Origin of the sequence: Roseateles sp. SL47, from assembly GCF_026625885.1 — a bacterium.
Taxonomy (GTDB): Bacteria; Pseudomonadota; Gammaproteobacteria; order Burkholderiales; family Burkholderiaceae_C; genus Roseateles.
Genome location: NZ_CP113068.1, coordinates 3,753,483 through 3,770,093 on the forward strand (window position 1 = coordinate 3,753,483; position 16,611 = coordinate 3,770,093).

Annotated in this window: 3 protein-coding genes; all 3 read left to right on the top strand. The window is 64.7% G+C overall.

What is annotated here, in order from left to right:
* Positions 1 to 72: 72 nt before the first annotated feature.
* The 3 genes from OU995_RS16590 to OU995_RS16600 are packed head-to-tail and all read left to right on the top strand — an operon-like array spanning position 73 to position 16,573.
* Positions 73 to 1,881, top strand: coding sequence for a ShlB/FhaC/HecB family hemolysin secretion/activation protein (locus OU995_RS16590; protein WP_267831117.1), 1,809 nt, complete (start codon positions 73 to 75; stop codon positions 1,879 to 1,881).
* Complete coding sequence (locus tag OU995_RS16595; RefSeq protein WP_267831118.1) at positions 1,878 to 16,307, top strand: hemagglutinin repeat-containing protein; 14,430 nt, start codon at positions 1,878 to 1,880, stop codon at positions 16,305 to 16,307. Before OU995_RS16590 ends, OU995_RS16595 begins: the two co-directional genes overlap by 4 nt.
* Positions 16,304 to 16,573 (top strand): colicin immunity domain-containing protein, encoded by a 270-nt coding sequence (locus OU995_RS16600; protein WP_267831119.1) that lies wholly within the window; start codon positions 16,304 to 16,306, stop codon positions 16,571 to 16,573. The genes OU995_RS16595 and OU995_RS16600 overlap by 4 nt, the downstream gene beginning before the upstream one ends.
* The last annotated feature ends 38 nt before the right edge of the window (positions 16,574 to 16,611 follow it).

The window sequence follows — 16,611 nt, forward strand, 5'->3', positions numbered from 1 at the left end:
ACTGCTGCATGGATTGCTTCATTGGAAGTTTTGCGCGCCTTGGGTCGGGAAGCACCAACAAGAGCGTGATGGATGAAGCGGCGATATTCGCACCAGCTCGGGGAGGGCCTGGCGGGTGCAGGCAATTCCAATTTCTTTGTGACCTCTGCGTCGCGGGCTGCCCTGGCCTTGGGGCTGGGCACGGTGGCGGGGCTGGCCTGGGGCCAGGCCTTGCCTGCGGCCGGCGCGGTGGACCCGGACGCTCAGCGGCAGTTGCAACAGCAGCGGGAATCGCAGCAGCGGCAGTCGCTGGAACGCGAGCCGGACGTGCGCCTGCAGGCCAGCGCGCCGCCTAGCCGGCAGCGCCTGCGTGAGGACGAATCGCCCTGCTTCGTCATTCAGCAGATCGAGCTCAGGGGCGTCGAGAAGCTGCCGACCATTGCACGCATGGTGCGCACCCTGGATGGCCCAGCCGGGGACGATTCACCGATCGGCCGCTGCCTGGGGGCGCAGAGCATTGGCACGCTGGTCACCCGGCTGCAGGACGCGGTGATCGAAGCAGGCTACATCACCACCCGGGTGCTGGCGGCGCCGCAGGACCTCTCCACCGGCCGCCTGGTGCTGACGGTGGTCCCCGGCCGGGTTCACCGCATCCGCTTGCGCGAAGGCAGTTCACGGCAGGTGAGGCTGGCCAATGCGCTGCCCATTCGCGAGGGCGACGTGCTGAACCTGCGGGACATGGAGCAGGCGCTGGAGAACCTTCAGCGCGTGCCGGGCGCCCAGGCGGACATCCAGGTGCAACCGGCGCAGGACAACAGCGAGCCGGGCTGGAGTGACCTGGCCGTCAGCTATCAGGGGGGGCGGCAATGGCGCTGGCAATGGTCACTGGACGACAGCGGCAATGAATCCACCGGCCGTTATCCGCTGTCACTCACGGCTTCACTCGACCACCCGCTCACCCTCAATGACCTGTTCTATGTGACGGTCAGCCGCGATACGAGTGAACTCAATCGGCGCCTGCATGACAAACCCGGTCCACTTCCTGGAACCGGAGGCCATGTGGTGCATTACTCGCTGCCGTGGGGGCACACGCTCATCAGCAGCACTTTCAGCCGCAATGGCTATCAGCAGGTGGTGATTGGCGCCAACCAGCGGTATGTGTATCGCGGCACCAGCAGCAATGGCGAGGTCAAGCTGACGCGCATGCTATGGCGGGATGCGCAATACAAATTCAGCGGCTTTGCCAAGGTCCTTGGGCGCTCCTCGCGCAATTACATCGACGACACCGAGGTGGAAGTGCAGCGCCGCCGCGTGGGTGGTTGGGAAGCGGGGGTGACGCTCAAGCGGCAGGCGGGCGCCGTGTCCAGTGATGCCGAGTTGAGCCTGAAGCGAGGCACGGGGGCCTTCCATGCACTGGAAGCTCCGGAAGACGCTTTTGGAGAAGGCAGTTCGCGCATGAGCCTGCTGCAGGGCAGCTTCAGCGTGGCTGGCGCGGTGCCGCTGGGGCAGCGCAAGTTGCAACTGAGCACGCAATGGCGTGGGCAATACGCACTGCGCCCCTTGACACCGCAAGACCGCTTTGCGATCGGGGGCCGCTACACGGTGCGTGGATTTGGCCCAGATGCTTCGCTGTCGGCTGACAACGGGTTGCTGACCCGCAATGAAGCCGAATTGCCGCTGACGGGCATGGCTTCGCTCTACCTCGGCCTGGATGCCGGCGTGGTGTCCGGCCCCAGCGCGGGCCGACTGGCTGGCAAGCGCCTGATGGGTGCCGTCATCGGCACCCGTGTGCGGGCCGAAGGCCTGTCTCTGGATCTCTTTGCTGGCACGCCTGTGCAGCAACCCTCCAATTTCCCTGTCGCCCGTTTCACGGCCGGCTTCTCTTTGAGCTATTCGCGATGAACCGACTTCAGTACCGGATTGTTTTCAACAAGCAGCGGGGCCAACTGATGGCCGTGGCGGAGACAGTGCGCAGCCAGAGCAAGGCGGCGGGGCAGACCGGCCATCCATCCCTGCGCGCAGTGAAGTCCGCAGACGGGGTGGAACCCACCGCTTGCGGCCCGCCCAGCCTCATCGCCATCGCGGCGGCGTTCGCCGTGGGCGCGGTGCTGACGCTGCTCCCGGTGCCGCCCGCCCAGGCGCAGGTCAAGGCGGATCCCAACGCACCCAAGAATCAACAGCCAACGGTGCTGACGGCACCCAACGGCACGCCCTTGGTCAACATCCAGACGCCGAGTTCGTCGGGCGTCTCCCGCAACACCTACAGCCAGTTCGATGTGAACGGCCAGGGCGTCATCCTGAACAACTCCCGCACGGACACCAGCACGCAACTGGGCGGCTGGGTGCAGGGCAATCCGTGGATGGCCAAGGGGGAAGCGCGGGTCATTCTGAACGAGGTCAACAGCAGCGCGCCCAGTCAGCTCAAGGGCTATGTGGAGGTGGCGGGGCGCCGGGCGGAGGTGATCATTGCCAATCCGGCCGGCATCCAGGTGGATGGCGGGGGCTTCATCAATGCAAGCAGCGCCACGCTGACCACGGGCACCCCTCGTTTCGATGCCGCCGGCCATGTGACCGGCTTTGGTGTGCAGGGGGGATTGATCCGCATCGACGGCGCCGGGCTGGATGGCAGCCAGACCGACTACACGGCGCTGCTGGCCCGCGCGGTGGAACTCAATGCCGGGTTCTGGGCCAAGGAGGCGCGTATTCAGACCGGCACAGAAGTGATGCCGGTGGTGTCAGCGGGTGGCGCGGACGCCGGGCAGGGCGCTGGTGAGGCACTGGCCCCGACGGGCGAGCGGCCGCGTTATGCACTGGACAGCACCGCGCTGGGCGGCATCTATGCGCAGCGGATCACCTTGGTGGGCACCGAGGCCGGGCTGGGGGTGCGCCAGGCCGGGCAGATGGTGGGCGGTCAGTTGAAGCTGGATGTCAACGGGTGGCTGGACAATAGCGGCACCCTGTATGCACAGGACGGCGGGGCTGATGCGCTCCATGTGAATGCGACTTCCGGCGTCCACAACAGCGGCACGATGGCAGCGCGGGGCTCGACGACGGTGAGCGGCGCCCAACTTCAGGGTGAGGCCGAGAGCCTGACGGCGGCCGGACTGAACGAGGACGGCACGCTGGTCGTTGGTAGCGGCACCTTGAGCCTGCGGGCGGGGGACAGCCTGAGGCAATCCGGTCAGATGCTGGCGGGGGACCGCGTAGAGGTCCAGGCCAAGGCTGTTGATGTGTCGGGCGCTTCGGTGCAGGGGCGCCAAGTATCCCTGCAAGGGGACGTGCTGCGCGCGGACGGCGCGCAACTGGCTTCCACCGGCGCCATGCAGTTGCAGGCGACGGGTGGCTTGTTTGCCACACAGGCAGCCCTCCAGGCTGGCGACTTGACCGTCAGCGCCGCAACCCTTCAGCTAGAAAAGAGCGAGCTGTCTTCCGCTGGCACTCTGACGCTCACCACCAGCGGGCTGTTGAACACCCGTGGCGCCTTGGTGGCCGGGGATCTTCTGCAGATCACCGCAGGTGAAGCGGACAACCAGGGCGGTGAATGGCTGCACCTGGGGGCACAGCGCTTCAACGCGACGGTTGCGGGCACACTGACCATGACGGGTGGACGCCTGGCGACCAATGCCCAGGACATGACCGTGAACGCCGGCCAGCTCACGGGTGCGCAGGCCAGCCTGGAGCACTACGGCACGGGTGTGTTCAGTGTCACGGCCGCGTCGGCGGACCTGGGAGGTGCACAGCTCACGTCTTACGGAACGCTGGATCTGCAAACCCAGTCGCTGCAACTGGATGCGGTGGATGCGTTGGTGCGGGCCGTCCACTTGCAGGCCGATACCGTGTCCCTTCGGCAGGCCCTGGTACGCAGCGCCAGCACGGCGAGTGTCACGGGCGCCGTCATCGACCATCGTGGTGGGCAACTGGTCGGTGACCAGGGTGTTTCCATCACCGCCTCAACATCGTTCCTCAACGATGGCGGGCAGATCCATGCCGCCAGCGGTTCGGTGGATATCACTGGTGATGCCGACATCAGCAATCGCGCAGGGGTACTGGCCGCGCAGGGCACGGTCAGTGTTGCCGGTGTCTCGCTGACCCAGGCGAATGGGGCCTCGATCAGCGGGAAGGATGTGAAGCTCCAGCTGCGAGGTTCCTTCAGTCAGGATGCAGTGGGTGCGGACACGGCCAGCTCCTCGGTGGCGGCCGCACGCGACCTGAACATCCAGGCTGACACCATGACGCAGGCGGGCGTAATGCGTGCAGGCAACGCCCTGGTACTGTCGGTGGCGCAGACAGCCGCGTTGGGCGGCTCCATCTACAGCCAGGGATCGCTCCAACTGCACGCTGGCGGTGCGGTGACCGTCAACGGGCTGCTGGGGGCGCAGGAAAGCGTCACGGCGACAGCCTCGCGCTTCACCACCAGCGCCACATCCACCGTGGCGGCGGGCCTTGGTACAGATGGGCAGATCAACACCTCGGGTGCCCTGAACATCAGTGCAGCGGACGAACTGCGCCTAGCGGGCCTGCAGTTGGCGGGGCATGCCCTCTTGCAGGGCGCGCGGCTGGATCTCACCAGCACGCAGCTCTCCACCGGCAGCTTGATGCTGCGCTCCGGCGGCGCGTTGATCACCGAGGGGGCCACGCTGCAGACTGGTCAACTGGGCGTGCAGGCCACGGATTGGCGCAACAGTGGCGGCAAGGTGGCCGTCAGCGGCACCGAGTCACTGCAGGTGACGTTGGTCGGAAACCTGAACAACCGCCAGGGCAGCCTGCAAACCAACAGCGCGCAAGCTTCGCTCACGGCCGCCAGCGTGGACAACACCGGCGGCGTGATCAGCACCAGCGGCGGTCTGTTGAGTCTGCAGGCCGACCACTGGCAGAACCAGTCCGGCGTGCTGGCTGGTGCCGGGGCGGTGACTGCACGGGTCGGAGAACTACTCAACGCGGACGGTCAATGGAGCGGCCAAATCCTGACGCTGGATGCCGACCGGCTGAGCAACGTCGGCAGTGGCCTGATCTCGGCGTCCCAGACGTTGCAGGTCGACGCCGGGGAACTGCACAACAGTGGCACCTTGTATTCCCATGGCAACCTGGGCATCAGCAGCCGGGGTGTGCTGGAGAACAGCGGCCTGATTCGTGGTTTTGGCGTGTCCACGCTGCAGGCGGATCAACTTCTACAGGGCGGCACGGTAGCATCGCAGGGCAACCTGACGGCCACGGCGCGTGAGATCAGCAGCGCCGGCACGTGGGCGGCGGGCCTGCAGGCCGACAACACCTGGGCGGCGACGGGTAATCTGACCCTGTCCGTACAGGACAGCCTGCAGCACAGTGGCACCGCGATCGCAGCGGGGCTCCTGCAGATGACCGGCGCGCAACTGCAACTGCAGGGCAGCCAGGCGCGGGCCCGCGAAGTTGCCTTGCTCTCCCAGGGGGACCTCCGACTGGATCACGCCACGATGGCGGTGAATGGTGTGATGTCCCTGGGGGCACAGTCCACGCTGAATACGGAAGGTGCGAGCCTCAGTGCGGCGGATGTGACCCTGGCGGCGGCGGACTGGCGTCATGCCGGTGGAACCTTGTCGCAGACCGCCGCAGCAGGGCGATTGCAGGTGGATGTGGCCGGCCAGCTCGACAATACGGGCGGCAAGATCGAAGCCAATGCGGCCACCGTGGACCTGCGCGCCGCTACGCTGAACAATGCCCAAGGCAGCATCATGCATGCGGGTGCCGGTGGTCTCCGGCTGGCGGTGGGTACCCTCTACGGCGCCCGGGGTGAACTGCTCAGCAATGGCGCACTGACACTGACCGCCAACGGTGGCGTTGATGTCAGCAACGCTCGGGTCCAGGCACAGCAGGTGGTGCTGGCCGCGGATTCGCTTCAAAACCAGGCTGGACAAATCACCGGCGTGGTGGGTGTGCAGCTCACCGTGGCCCAGAGGCTGGACAACACCAGTGGCCTGCTGCAAAGCGGTGGCGACCTGCGGCTGCAGGCGGGGACCCTCGAGAACCGGGATGGGCAGATCGACGGTGAGGCGGTTCACCTCTCCGGCAGCGACCTGAGCAACACGGGGCAGGGTTTGGTGAACGCACGCCAGGCGCTGCACATCGAGGCCGGTCAATTCACCAGCACGGGTTCGCTGCAAGCGGGAGACACGCTGTCCGTGAGCACCGAAGTGGCTTTTGTCCAGGGTGGGCTGCTCTATGCACAGCGGGCGGTGACGGTCCAGGCCGGTGGCCTGTTGACCCAAACCGGACTGCTGGCCTCCGCTGACGCCGTCACCCTCCATGCGCGGGACCTGGCGGGCAGCGGCCAGATCGTGGCCGGTCTCCGTAACGACAACACCTTGGGAACATCCGGTGATCTGACCGTGGTCGGGACGGGCGCTGTGCAGCACAGCGGGCAGTTCCTTGCGGCGGGGGCGCTGTCTGTCACGGGCGCTTCGTTGTCCTTGCAGGGGAGCCAGTCCCAGGCGCAGGCCGTGGCCATGCGGGCCAGCCAAGGGGATCTCCGTCTGGAGGGCGGTGCCGTCATCACCTCCGGGCTGCTGGACCTGCAAAGCAACAGCACCCTGGATTCCAGTGGTGCGGCGCTGAGCGCAGCGTCGGTGAATCTACAGGCGCAGGACTGGCGAAACATCGCCGGCCAGCTGGCGCAGACGGATGCGGCAGGCATCTTGAACGTCGCCGTGCAGGGTCTGATCCAGAACCAGGACGGCCGCATTGCCGGCAATGTGAGCGACCTGACGCTACAGGCATCACAGATCAACAACACCCATGGCGCGGTGGTGCATGCGGGTGCGGGTGTGTTGACGCTGCGCGCCGATCAACTCGACGGCAGCCAGGGGCAGATTCTCTCGGCCGGAAGCATTGCGCTGTCGGTGACGGGCGCGGCGGACCTTTCGGCGGCGACGACGCAGGGCCAAGGCATCACGTTGGAGGCTACCAGCCTGAACCATCAAGGCGGCCAATGGCTCAGCGCGGGCGGCACACGCCTGGCGGTGACGGGCGCCATGGACAACACCCATGGGCAGATCCAGTCCGCCGCAGATGTGGTGATCCATGCGGGCAACGTGACCAACCAGGACGGCCAGTTGAGTGGACAGATGCTGGACCTCACCACCGGCACCCTGAACAACGGCGCCAACGGCCTGGCACTGGCGCAGCGAGGTTTGACACTCACCGTCGACCGACTGACCAATGTCGGTTCCTTGCAGTCCCAGGGTACGCTGGCCTTGAACGTGACTGGCACCATGGGCAATGCCGGGCAGATCTACAGCCAGGCGGACGCCATCGTCTCCGTGGGCGGCGTGCTGACACATTCCGGCCTGTTGGCAGCACAAGGTTCGCTGACGGTATCCGCAGGGGCCATCAACAGCGCTGGCGTGCTGGCCGCAGGCTTGAAGCCGGACAGCACCCTGGCCGGCCAGGGGCATCTCAGCCTTCAGGCACAACAGACGCTGCAGCACAGTGGCGCCACCATCGCCGCAGGCCAGTTGGACGTGAGCGGCGCGGCCCTGCAGTTGCAGAACAGCCAGATTCAGGGGCAGTCCGTCCATCTGACGGCGGCATCGGGCGGGCTTCAGATGGATCACGCCATTGTGGCGTCCGGCGGCGACCTCACGCTGCACAGCCTGGCGGGCATGCTGGTGACGGATGATGCGACCCTGAGCGGCGCCTCCGTGAACCTGCGCGCGCAGGATTGGCGCAATTTGGGTGGCACGGTGGGGCAATTGAGCGCCAGCGGTCAACTGGTGGCCGAGGTCGCAGGTAGCCTGAATAACGAGCGTGGCGCCATTGAAGCCACGGGCGGCGCCCTGACGCTGACGGCTCAGTCGATCACCAACAGCGACGGACGCATTGCACAGGCCGCCGCTGGCGCGCTGACCGTGCGAGCCGGCAGCCTTCAAGGGCAGCAAGGCGAGTTGCTGACCAATGGCACGCTGACGCTCCAGGCGAACGGCGCGGTCAGCCTGGCCCAGGCGCTGACGCAAGCGCGGGATCTCTCTTTGACGGCGGCATCACTGGATCATCAGGGGGGCCAACTGCTGAGCACCGGCACCGCCAACCTGCAGGTCCAGGGGCAGGTCAACAACACCGGCGGCACGATGGTGAGCGGCGCGCTGATGGACCTGCACGCCGGCAGCCTGGTGAACAACACCGGTGGCCTGATGCAGAGCGGTGGCGGGCTCCAAGCCCGTGTCGACGGCACGCTGGAAAACCAGGGCGGCAGGCTCCGCTCGGGCGGGGACCTGCTGATCACCAGCGCACGCCTGGACAACCGAGGTGGCGAGGTGGGTTCGGATCGCACCCTGACGGCGCAGATCACCGGCGACCTCCTGAACACGGGCGGGAACCTCATAGCGCAGCGCGCGCTGACGGTAACCGCCAGCACGCTTGGCAATCAGCACGGTCAGATCGCCAGCCTGCAAGACGGCGTGACGATGACAACCCAGGGTCAGCTCGACAACACTGGTGGCCTGGTCCAGGCGCAGGGAGGCCTGAAGGTGCGCACCAACGGCGGCGCATTGATCAACGCGCGTGATGCTGCGGTGACCACCTCGACGGGCATTCATGCCCAGGGTGGGATGACCATCGAAGCGGGCGCCCTCAGCAATGAATCAGGAATCAGCGCGGCGGCTGGCGCCAGCCTGACATCGTCCAGCCTGACCAACCGGGGGGAGATTTCGAGCGGCACGACGTTGCAGCTGATCACAGCAGGCACCTTGAACAACCAAGGGGGGCGTCTGATCAGCCTGGGCACGTTGGACGCCACAGGGCAGCAGGTACTGAACCAGGGTGGGCTTCTTTATGGTGGCCAAACCTTGACGGTCCAGGCCGCCACGCTTCTGGACAACATCAATACCAGTGGCACGGGCCAGGGCCTGCAGGGCGGAGCGGTGACGCTGCGCGCCGAGCAGGTGGACAACCGCGCTGGGCAGGTGCTGGCGAACGGAGATTTGCAGATCACCGCCCATCAATGGGTGAACAACAGCGGGGGACAGCTCGGCGCGGGTGGGCGACAGGTCATTGGCGATGGTGGCGCGGTCAGTGCCAGCGCCTTGTTGATGAACAACGTCGGCGGTCGTGTCTGGTCCGGGGGCGACTTCAACTTGACCGCACGGCAACTAGCGGACGGAGTGGCCGGGCAGATCAGCAGTGGTGGCAATCTGGGGCTGAGCCTGCAGGGTGACCTGACCTATGGCGCGGGTAGCCAATTGGCATCCACGGGCAATACCGTGCTGACGGTGACTGGCAACTTCACCAACCAGGGTGTCCTGCGCAGCGGCGGCACCCTCTCCGTGAGCGCTGCCAAAATCGATAACCAGGCCAGCGGCGAACTGAGCGGCGTGGTGACGCTGCTCAGTGCTGGAGGATCGCTGACCAACCGCGGGCTCATTGATGGCGACGGCGTGTCATTGACGGCTGGCCAGTTGATCAATGTGGGAACCGGGCGGATCTATGGCGGCGACATCGTCCTGACGGGCGGCTCGCTCACCAACGATGCGGAGAATGGGCAGGCGGCGGTGATTGCCGGACGCTATTCGCTGGATGGTCAATTCACGGGAGACATCAACAACCGCAATGGGGCGTTGATCTTTGCCGATGGGGGCCTGCAGATCACCGGGCAGAACCTGCTGAACGAGAACGCCACCATCCAGGCCTCGGATTGGTTGGTGCTTTCGCTGCGGGGGGGCTTGACCAACAGCACGGTCTACGAGGGCATGGGGACCGGCCAGGGTGCGGGGCAGGGCGTCTTGGCCAGCAAGGCCTTCATCAGCAGCGGCGGCGACATGGCCATCACCGCAGGAAGTCTACTGAACAGCGGTGCGACCATCGAAGGGCGTGGCAACCTCACGCTGGTGTCTGCGGACATCAAGAATGTGAATCCTTATCTGAAATGGACGGTTTCCACGAGCGCGGGGGAGCCTTCCGTGATGATCTCCTACTACATGGTGGGGCAGCTCTATGAAGACCGATCCATCACGATCAAACTGAATGGCCGGAATCCCGACGATGTGGTGAATGATTTCATCAAAGCCAACGATGATCGCCGGCTGGAGCGGTACTTCCTGAGTGGCGGCACCACCACGGCGGTCACGCAGAGCTCAGCCGCGCAAATCATTGTGGGAGGGATCTTGACGGTGGTGGGCGGCACCATCACCAACGACATGAGCCGCGTGGTGGGGGCCAATGGGGTCTCCATCACGGCGGACACGGTGAACAACGTGGCGCATACGGTGCAATCCGTGGGGACGGACGGTACGGTCACGCAGGTCACCCTGACGCTGCCGACGTCGGCGTCATCGGTGGTCCCCAATGCCTCGCAACCGGGTGTTCGGACCGGCGCGGGGGCGGTGACGACCGAGGGTGGCGCCACGGGGCAGGCCGCCCAGAGCGCGGGCCGGGCTGGCGGCCTGCCGGGTTTGCTGCAGAAGGCACTCCATCAGGTCGACGGCGCCAGTGGCGCGGACACCAATGCCAACGTGAACACGGCCTGGCGCGCTGGCGAAAGCGCTGATCTGCTCACGGTGGATCAGGCCCAGGGCGCCGCACAATCGATGGCCGCCACGGCGGAACAACGCGAGGGTCGGTCCTTGCTGATTTCCGCGCTGCGCAATGCCACGGCCACACAGACGGATGGCCAGGCGGATGGCACCACCCGCGCGGCCGTTGCCGCTGAAGCGGTACGGGTTGCCGGGGCGACCAACGCCGCCCAACCTGCGGCCGCGCGGACAACCACACTGCGTGGCGCCGCGGCCACCTTCAATGGGAAGCCGCTGGCCCGCAGCGTGACCGTGAACCTGACGGTGCCGAACAACAGCCTGTTCAAGCTGCACAGCGAGGCCACGTCCAACTACCTGGTGGAGACAGACCCGCGGTTTGCCAACTACCGCGACTGGCTCTCCAGCGACTATCTGTTGGAGCAGTTGGCCATGGACCCAGCCACCACACAGAAGCGCCTGGGCGACGGGTTCTACGAGCAACGCCTGGTGCGCGAGCAGATCGGCGAGCTGACGGGTACCAGCTACTTGGCGGGTTATGCCAGCGACGAGGAGATGTACCGCGCGCTGCTGAGCAACGGTGCCAGCTTTGCCAAAGAGCATCAGCTGATCCCTGGCGTGGCCTTGACGGCGGAGCAGATGACGCAGCTCACGACCGATCTGGTCTGGTTGGTGGAGCAAGACGTCACCCTGGCCGATGGTTCCGTGCAGAAGGTGCTGGTGCCGCAGGTGTATCTGGTGCCGCGAGACGGCGACCTGCAGGAGAACGGGGCGCTGATCGCCGGGGATCGGGTACAGATGGCGCTGGCCGGGGATCTCGGCAATGCCGGCACCATTCAGGGGGGCGACGTCACCGTCCAGGCACAGAACATCAGCAACACAGGCGCGGTGCGAGGCACCAGTGTGGCGTTGAGCGCGCGGGAGGACATCACCAACATCGGGGGCAAACTTGCGGCGACCGAGGACCTGAGCCTCGTCGCCGGACGGGACATCTCCGTTGGCAGTACCGTGGCCAGTGGGGCGTTTTATGACAAGGGCGTCTCCACGCGCAGTACGGTTCTGGACCGTGTGGCGGAGTTGAGCGCCGGTGGCGTGATGGTGTTGCAGGCTGGGCAGGATGTTTCGCTGCAGGCGGCCCAGCTCAAACAAGGCTCGGAGGGGCAGGGGGCCGATGGTGGCATCGTGATCCAAGCCGGGCGGGATGTGAACTTGAGCACCGTGGAGCTCTCCAAGTCGACGTCGGAGGTCAAGAACGCCAACAACTACCGAAACGAAAGCCTGACGCAGGACAGCGGCACCACCATTGACGCGCAAGGGCTGGTGGCGGTGCAGGCCGGACAGGACGTGGTGGCCAAGGCTGCCACCTTGTCGAGCGCGCAGGGTTCGGTGCAACTGCTGGCGGGGCGTGATGTGCAGTTGCTGGCGGGTGAAGCCAATCAGGTCATCGAGCAGATGACCCAGAAAAAGAAGAGTGGCTTCCTCAAAAAGAAGACCACCACGACCTACACCAAGACGGACGAGACTGTGGCGGTGGCCTCCACAGTCTCGGGCAGCACCGTGGAGGTGCGGGCAGGTCAGGACATCGGCGTTCTGGGCTCCAACGTGGTGTCGGATGCTGGCACCTCGCTGGTGGCCGGGCGCGATGTGGTGATTGAAGGCGTGACCAACACGCTGGAGAGCGAGAGCTTCAGCAAGACGGTCAAGTCCGGCTTGATGAGCGGTGGCGGCATTGGCTTCACGGTGGGCAAGCAGTCGCTGGCGCAGACGAAGAAGAGCACCGAGGAGACGAATGCCGGCGCGACCGTCGCGAGCGTGCAAGGCGATGTGAGCATCGTGGCGGGTGAGGCCTACAAGCAGGTGGGGTCCGCCGTGTCCGCGCCGGCCGGCGATGTGAGCGTGGTGGCCAAGAGCATCGACATCGAAGAAGCCCGCAACACGTCCGTGCAGAACAGCGAGACGAAGTTCAAGCAGAGCGGGGTGACGGTATCGATCAGCGCACCGGGTGTCTCGGCGGCTTTGGGGGCGGTGTCGGCGGGTGAGCACCTCACTCAGACCGAGGACGACCGGATGAAGGCCTTGGCTGCGGCCACTGCCATCTCCAAAGCCATGCAGGCGCAAAAAGAGATCGCTGCATTGTCCAAATCGCTTGAGGAAGAGAAGGGCAAGGAGAGCATCAGCGTCAGCATCTCGGTGGGCAGCTCCAAGAGCACCAGCAACCAGGTGAATCAGGCGGACCAGGCGGCTGGCAGCACGGTGGTGGCCGGAGGCTCCTTGAGCCTGACGGCCACGGGTGCGGACAAGGACTCCAACGTGACGGTGCGCGGCAGCTCGCTCACAGGTCAGGACGTGATCATCCAGGCGGACAACGCCATTCACCTGGAGGCCGCCAGCAACAGCAACGAGCAGCACAGCACCAACAAGAGCAGCAGTGCTTCGGTGGGGGTGGGCTTCTCGCTGGGGGCAGACAGCAAAGTCGGCGTCACCGTGAGCGGCAGCGTCTCCAAGGGCAACTCGGACGGCGTGGACACCAGCTACACCACGACCGAGGTGAAGGGCGGCAACAGCGTCAGGCTGGAATCCGGGGGCGACACCTCGCTGAAGGGCGCAGTGGTCACGGCGCCGCAAGTGGCAGCCAAGGTCGGCGGGGACCTCAAGGTGGAGAGCCTGCAAGACACCGCCACGTTTGACAGCAAGAGTACGACGGTCAGCGGCAGTGCCACGTTCACCGGACCCGCCCTGACCGGAGCCAGCGCCTCATACAGCCAATCCAAGGTTTCTGCGGACTACGCGGCGGTAGGGGCCCAGGCCGGCATCCGCGCGGGTGACGGCGGCTTCAATGTTGAAGTGGCCGGGAACACCGACCTCAAGGGCGGAGCGATCACCAGCAGCCAGGCGGCCATTGATGCCGGAAAGAATGCATTCAGCACTGGCACGCTGACCAGCACGGACATTCAGAACCGCAGCCAGTACAGCGCCACTGCGGTGACGGTCAGTGCCGGGACCAGCGGTGGCATGGCCGGGGCCTACAAGGACAGCGGGGACGAGCGCAGCACCACCCAGAGCACGATCAGTGCGGGCGCGACCACGATCACGAGTGGAGATGCGGCGAGCCTGGCTGCGCTGGAGCAACTGGACCGAGGCGCCACCAACGACGCCACGGCCGGCAAGCTGGCGCAGGGGTGGGATGGGCAAAAGCTTGCCGAACAGGCCAAGCTGAATGCACAAATCGTGGCGGACTTTGGCGCGCAGGCGGCGAAGGAAGTGGGGGACTACGCCAAGCAGCAGACGGCGAAGTACGACCTTGCCAAGCTGCAGGAGTCGGCCATCCAGGATGCGCTGAAGAAGGAAGGGAAGACCGAAGACGAGGAACAGCAGCTCAAGGCGCAGCTTGCGCAAGTGCAGGCGGTCATTGCGGAGCAAACGCCGACCTATGAAGCCTGGAAGGAGGGGGGAAGCGCGCGTGTGGCCTTGCACGCGGTGATCGGAGGCCTCACGGGTGATCTGGCCGGTGCGCTGGGGGCGGCAGGAAGTGCCCTGGCAGCGCCGGCGCTGAATGACTTCCAGACTGCGGTCAAGGCCGAGTTGGTGGCCGCCGGCATGGATGCCGAGGGCAAGAAAAACGAAGCCACCTTGGCAGATGGGCTGGCCAAGCTGGCGGCCGGACTGGCCGCGGGTGCCACAGGCGCGGCGTTTGGCACGGCCGGGGGCGTGGCGGGGCTGAATCAGGACTTCAACAACCGGCAACTGCACCCTGACCAGATCAGTTTGGTGAAGGAAGAGGCCAAGAAGCTGGCGGGCCTGCAAGGCCTGGATGAAGCCGAGTGGGAGAAGCGCTTGACGCAGCAACTGCTGCTGCAAAACGACAGCGCTTATGAGGCCGGACGGAACGGGCAGGGCAACGATGCCTTGGCTGAGCAGATCCTGAAGAACCTGGAGCGTGAATCCGGGGTGGTGCTGGATTACCGAGGCACGGATGCGTACAGCGACCACACCGCCAACACGGAACACCTGAACCAGACGATTGGCAGCTACGACCTGGCGGGTGTCCGTCCGTCGGACGGCATCGAGCTGGCCGACGGCACCTGGCAGGCCACCAAGCCTGGCACGACGCCGATGCCCAGTGGCGGCGCCACGGTCACCAAAATCCCGGTGGAGGGGTGCTCCACGCCGTATGGCGCCTGCACTTACACCTTCATGTTTGGGAGCGACGTGGCGTACGTCCGGGTGCCGCAGCCCGATGGAGGGTATCGGCTGTATCAAGCGAGTGAGGCGCAGCAGACCACGCTGGCGGCGCTGCAGTCTAAATACGGGTGGTCGGGTGTTGGCGAGGGGGTGGTTAGCACGCTGGGCGGTCTGGTGAGCTTGACCAAGGAACTGGCTTTGTTCCAAGTGGACACGACGCTGGGGACCGTGCGCACGGTCAGCAATGTGGTGGCGAGCGTGAGCGAAGGCCAGGCCGTGACCCGCGATGTACTGGCCTACGAATCGTCGATGGCCCAGTGGCTGCTCAGCGGGAAGGCCAAGGAGATCACCTTAGGCGATGTGCTGAAGGTGGTGGTGGATGCAACGCCCTTGGGTATCGGGTTCTCGGCCGGAGAAAAGCTGAGCTCCACCGACCCCGAGACGATCAAGGCCGGGGGCAGCGAGATCGGAGCCGCATTGACGTATGCGGCGCTGGGGGCTGCCCTGGAACCGGCGGCGATGGCTGCCAAGGGTCTCGTGCAGAAGGTGGACGGGATCGTTCTGTCCAAAGTGGAACAGGTCGAGGTGCCGGCGCTGTCTCATCTGTCGGAGAAGGTGGATGGGGTGCCGGGGAGCAGTGGCAGCAGTGGCGGCAGTGGCAGTGGCAGTGGCAGTGGCAGTGGCATCGGTGCTGCAGGGAAGGTGGAAGAGAGTCTTCCGGAGGTGAAGGGACCGAGCGGGGCGGAGGAGGTGACACCGGAGAAGGTGGCACCGGAAAAGCAGACCGGTGAGGCAACGCCGGACGCCGCGCCGAAGTGCCTGACGCCGCCGAACTGCTTTGTTGCCGGCACGCTGATCCATACGGTGGATGGGCCCAAAGCCATCGAGACGTTTGTGGGTGGCGAGTTGGTGCTGTCGAGGGATGAGTTCACGCAGGCCCCGGGCGTGCGGCCGGTGGTGGCAACGGTGTCCACCGAGGATCAGCCGATCTTTGAGGTGGTGATCGTTGATGCCGATGGACGGACAGAGGCGCTGCAGACGACGTCGGAACACCCGTTCTGGGTGACGCATGTGCCGGGGGATGGTGAATCGCTAGAAGAAGGAGCAGGAACAGCTCAATGGGTGCGAGCGGCTTCGCTGGAGCCGGGGATGAGGGTGATCGACTTACTGGGTCGAGATTTGACCGTTCATGCACAGAGGGCATTGGAACGTAAGGCGACGGTTTATAACATCGAGGTTCATGAACACCATACCTACCACGTGGGGGGAATGGGGGTGTGGGTTCATAATGCGCCGTGTTGTGAGGTTGGTAATGAAGGAACTGCTGCGAATGGCGGAATATCCGCATCTTTTTCGATCAAGCAACTTGATAAGAAGTTTAAGCACGCTGAGGATTTTGGGCTTTCAACAACAAAGAAGAATCCTGAAACGCTTGAGCAATATCAGGCAGCTCTTGAGGCACACTTAAATGATGCTGCTACTTACCAACATGGTACGTATCAGTATGTTCCGGATTCTGTTGTTTATTTCAACTCAACTACAAACAATGTTATTGTCTTGAGCAAGGGCGGTGAATTTGTTACCGGTTGGAAGTTGACCCCAGGCTCTCCACAGTTTGAGAACTTTCTAAAGAATTGGATTTTGCGATGAGTGATCTGCTACTCCGGATGGCGAAAGCATTTGTTGATAACAAGATTGAACCATCCTCGTTCGTTGAAGATTACATTATTCAATGGAAGCGCGAGAGGGACTGCGGGGAGGGTCTTTTGGATTCTCCGCAAATGAGTGAAGTGCTTTCCAGCATTTTTTGTATAGCGGACATGTTCAATCCGAACGAGGATAAGGAAGACTATGAATTTGATGCGGATCAACTGCGACATGAAATTGGTCGTGTAATAGGTGGTATGACTCCGTGAATTTGGCAGTTCCAAAGACGGCGGTGCGCCAAAATTGC

Excerpts from the sequence above, each read along its gene's own strand:
- OU995_RS16590 (WP_267831117.1), top strand. The coding sequence starts at position 73 with ATGAAGCGGCGATATTCGCACCAGCTCGGGGAGGGCCTGGCGGGTGCA.
- OU995_RS16595 (WP_267831118.1), top strand. The coding sequence starts at position 1,878 with ATGAACCGACTTCAGTACCGGATTGTTTTCAACAAGCAGCGGGGCCAA.
- OU995_RS16600 (WP_267831119.1), top strand. The coding sequence starts at position 16,304 with ATGAGTGATCTGCTACTCCGGATGGCGAAAGCATTTGTTGATAACAAG.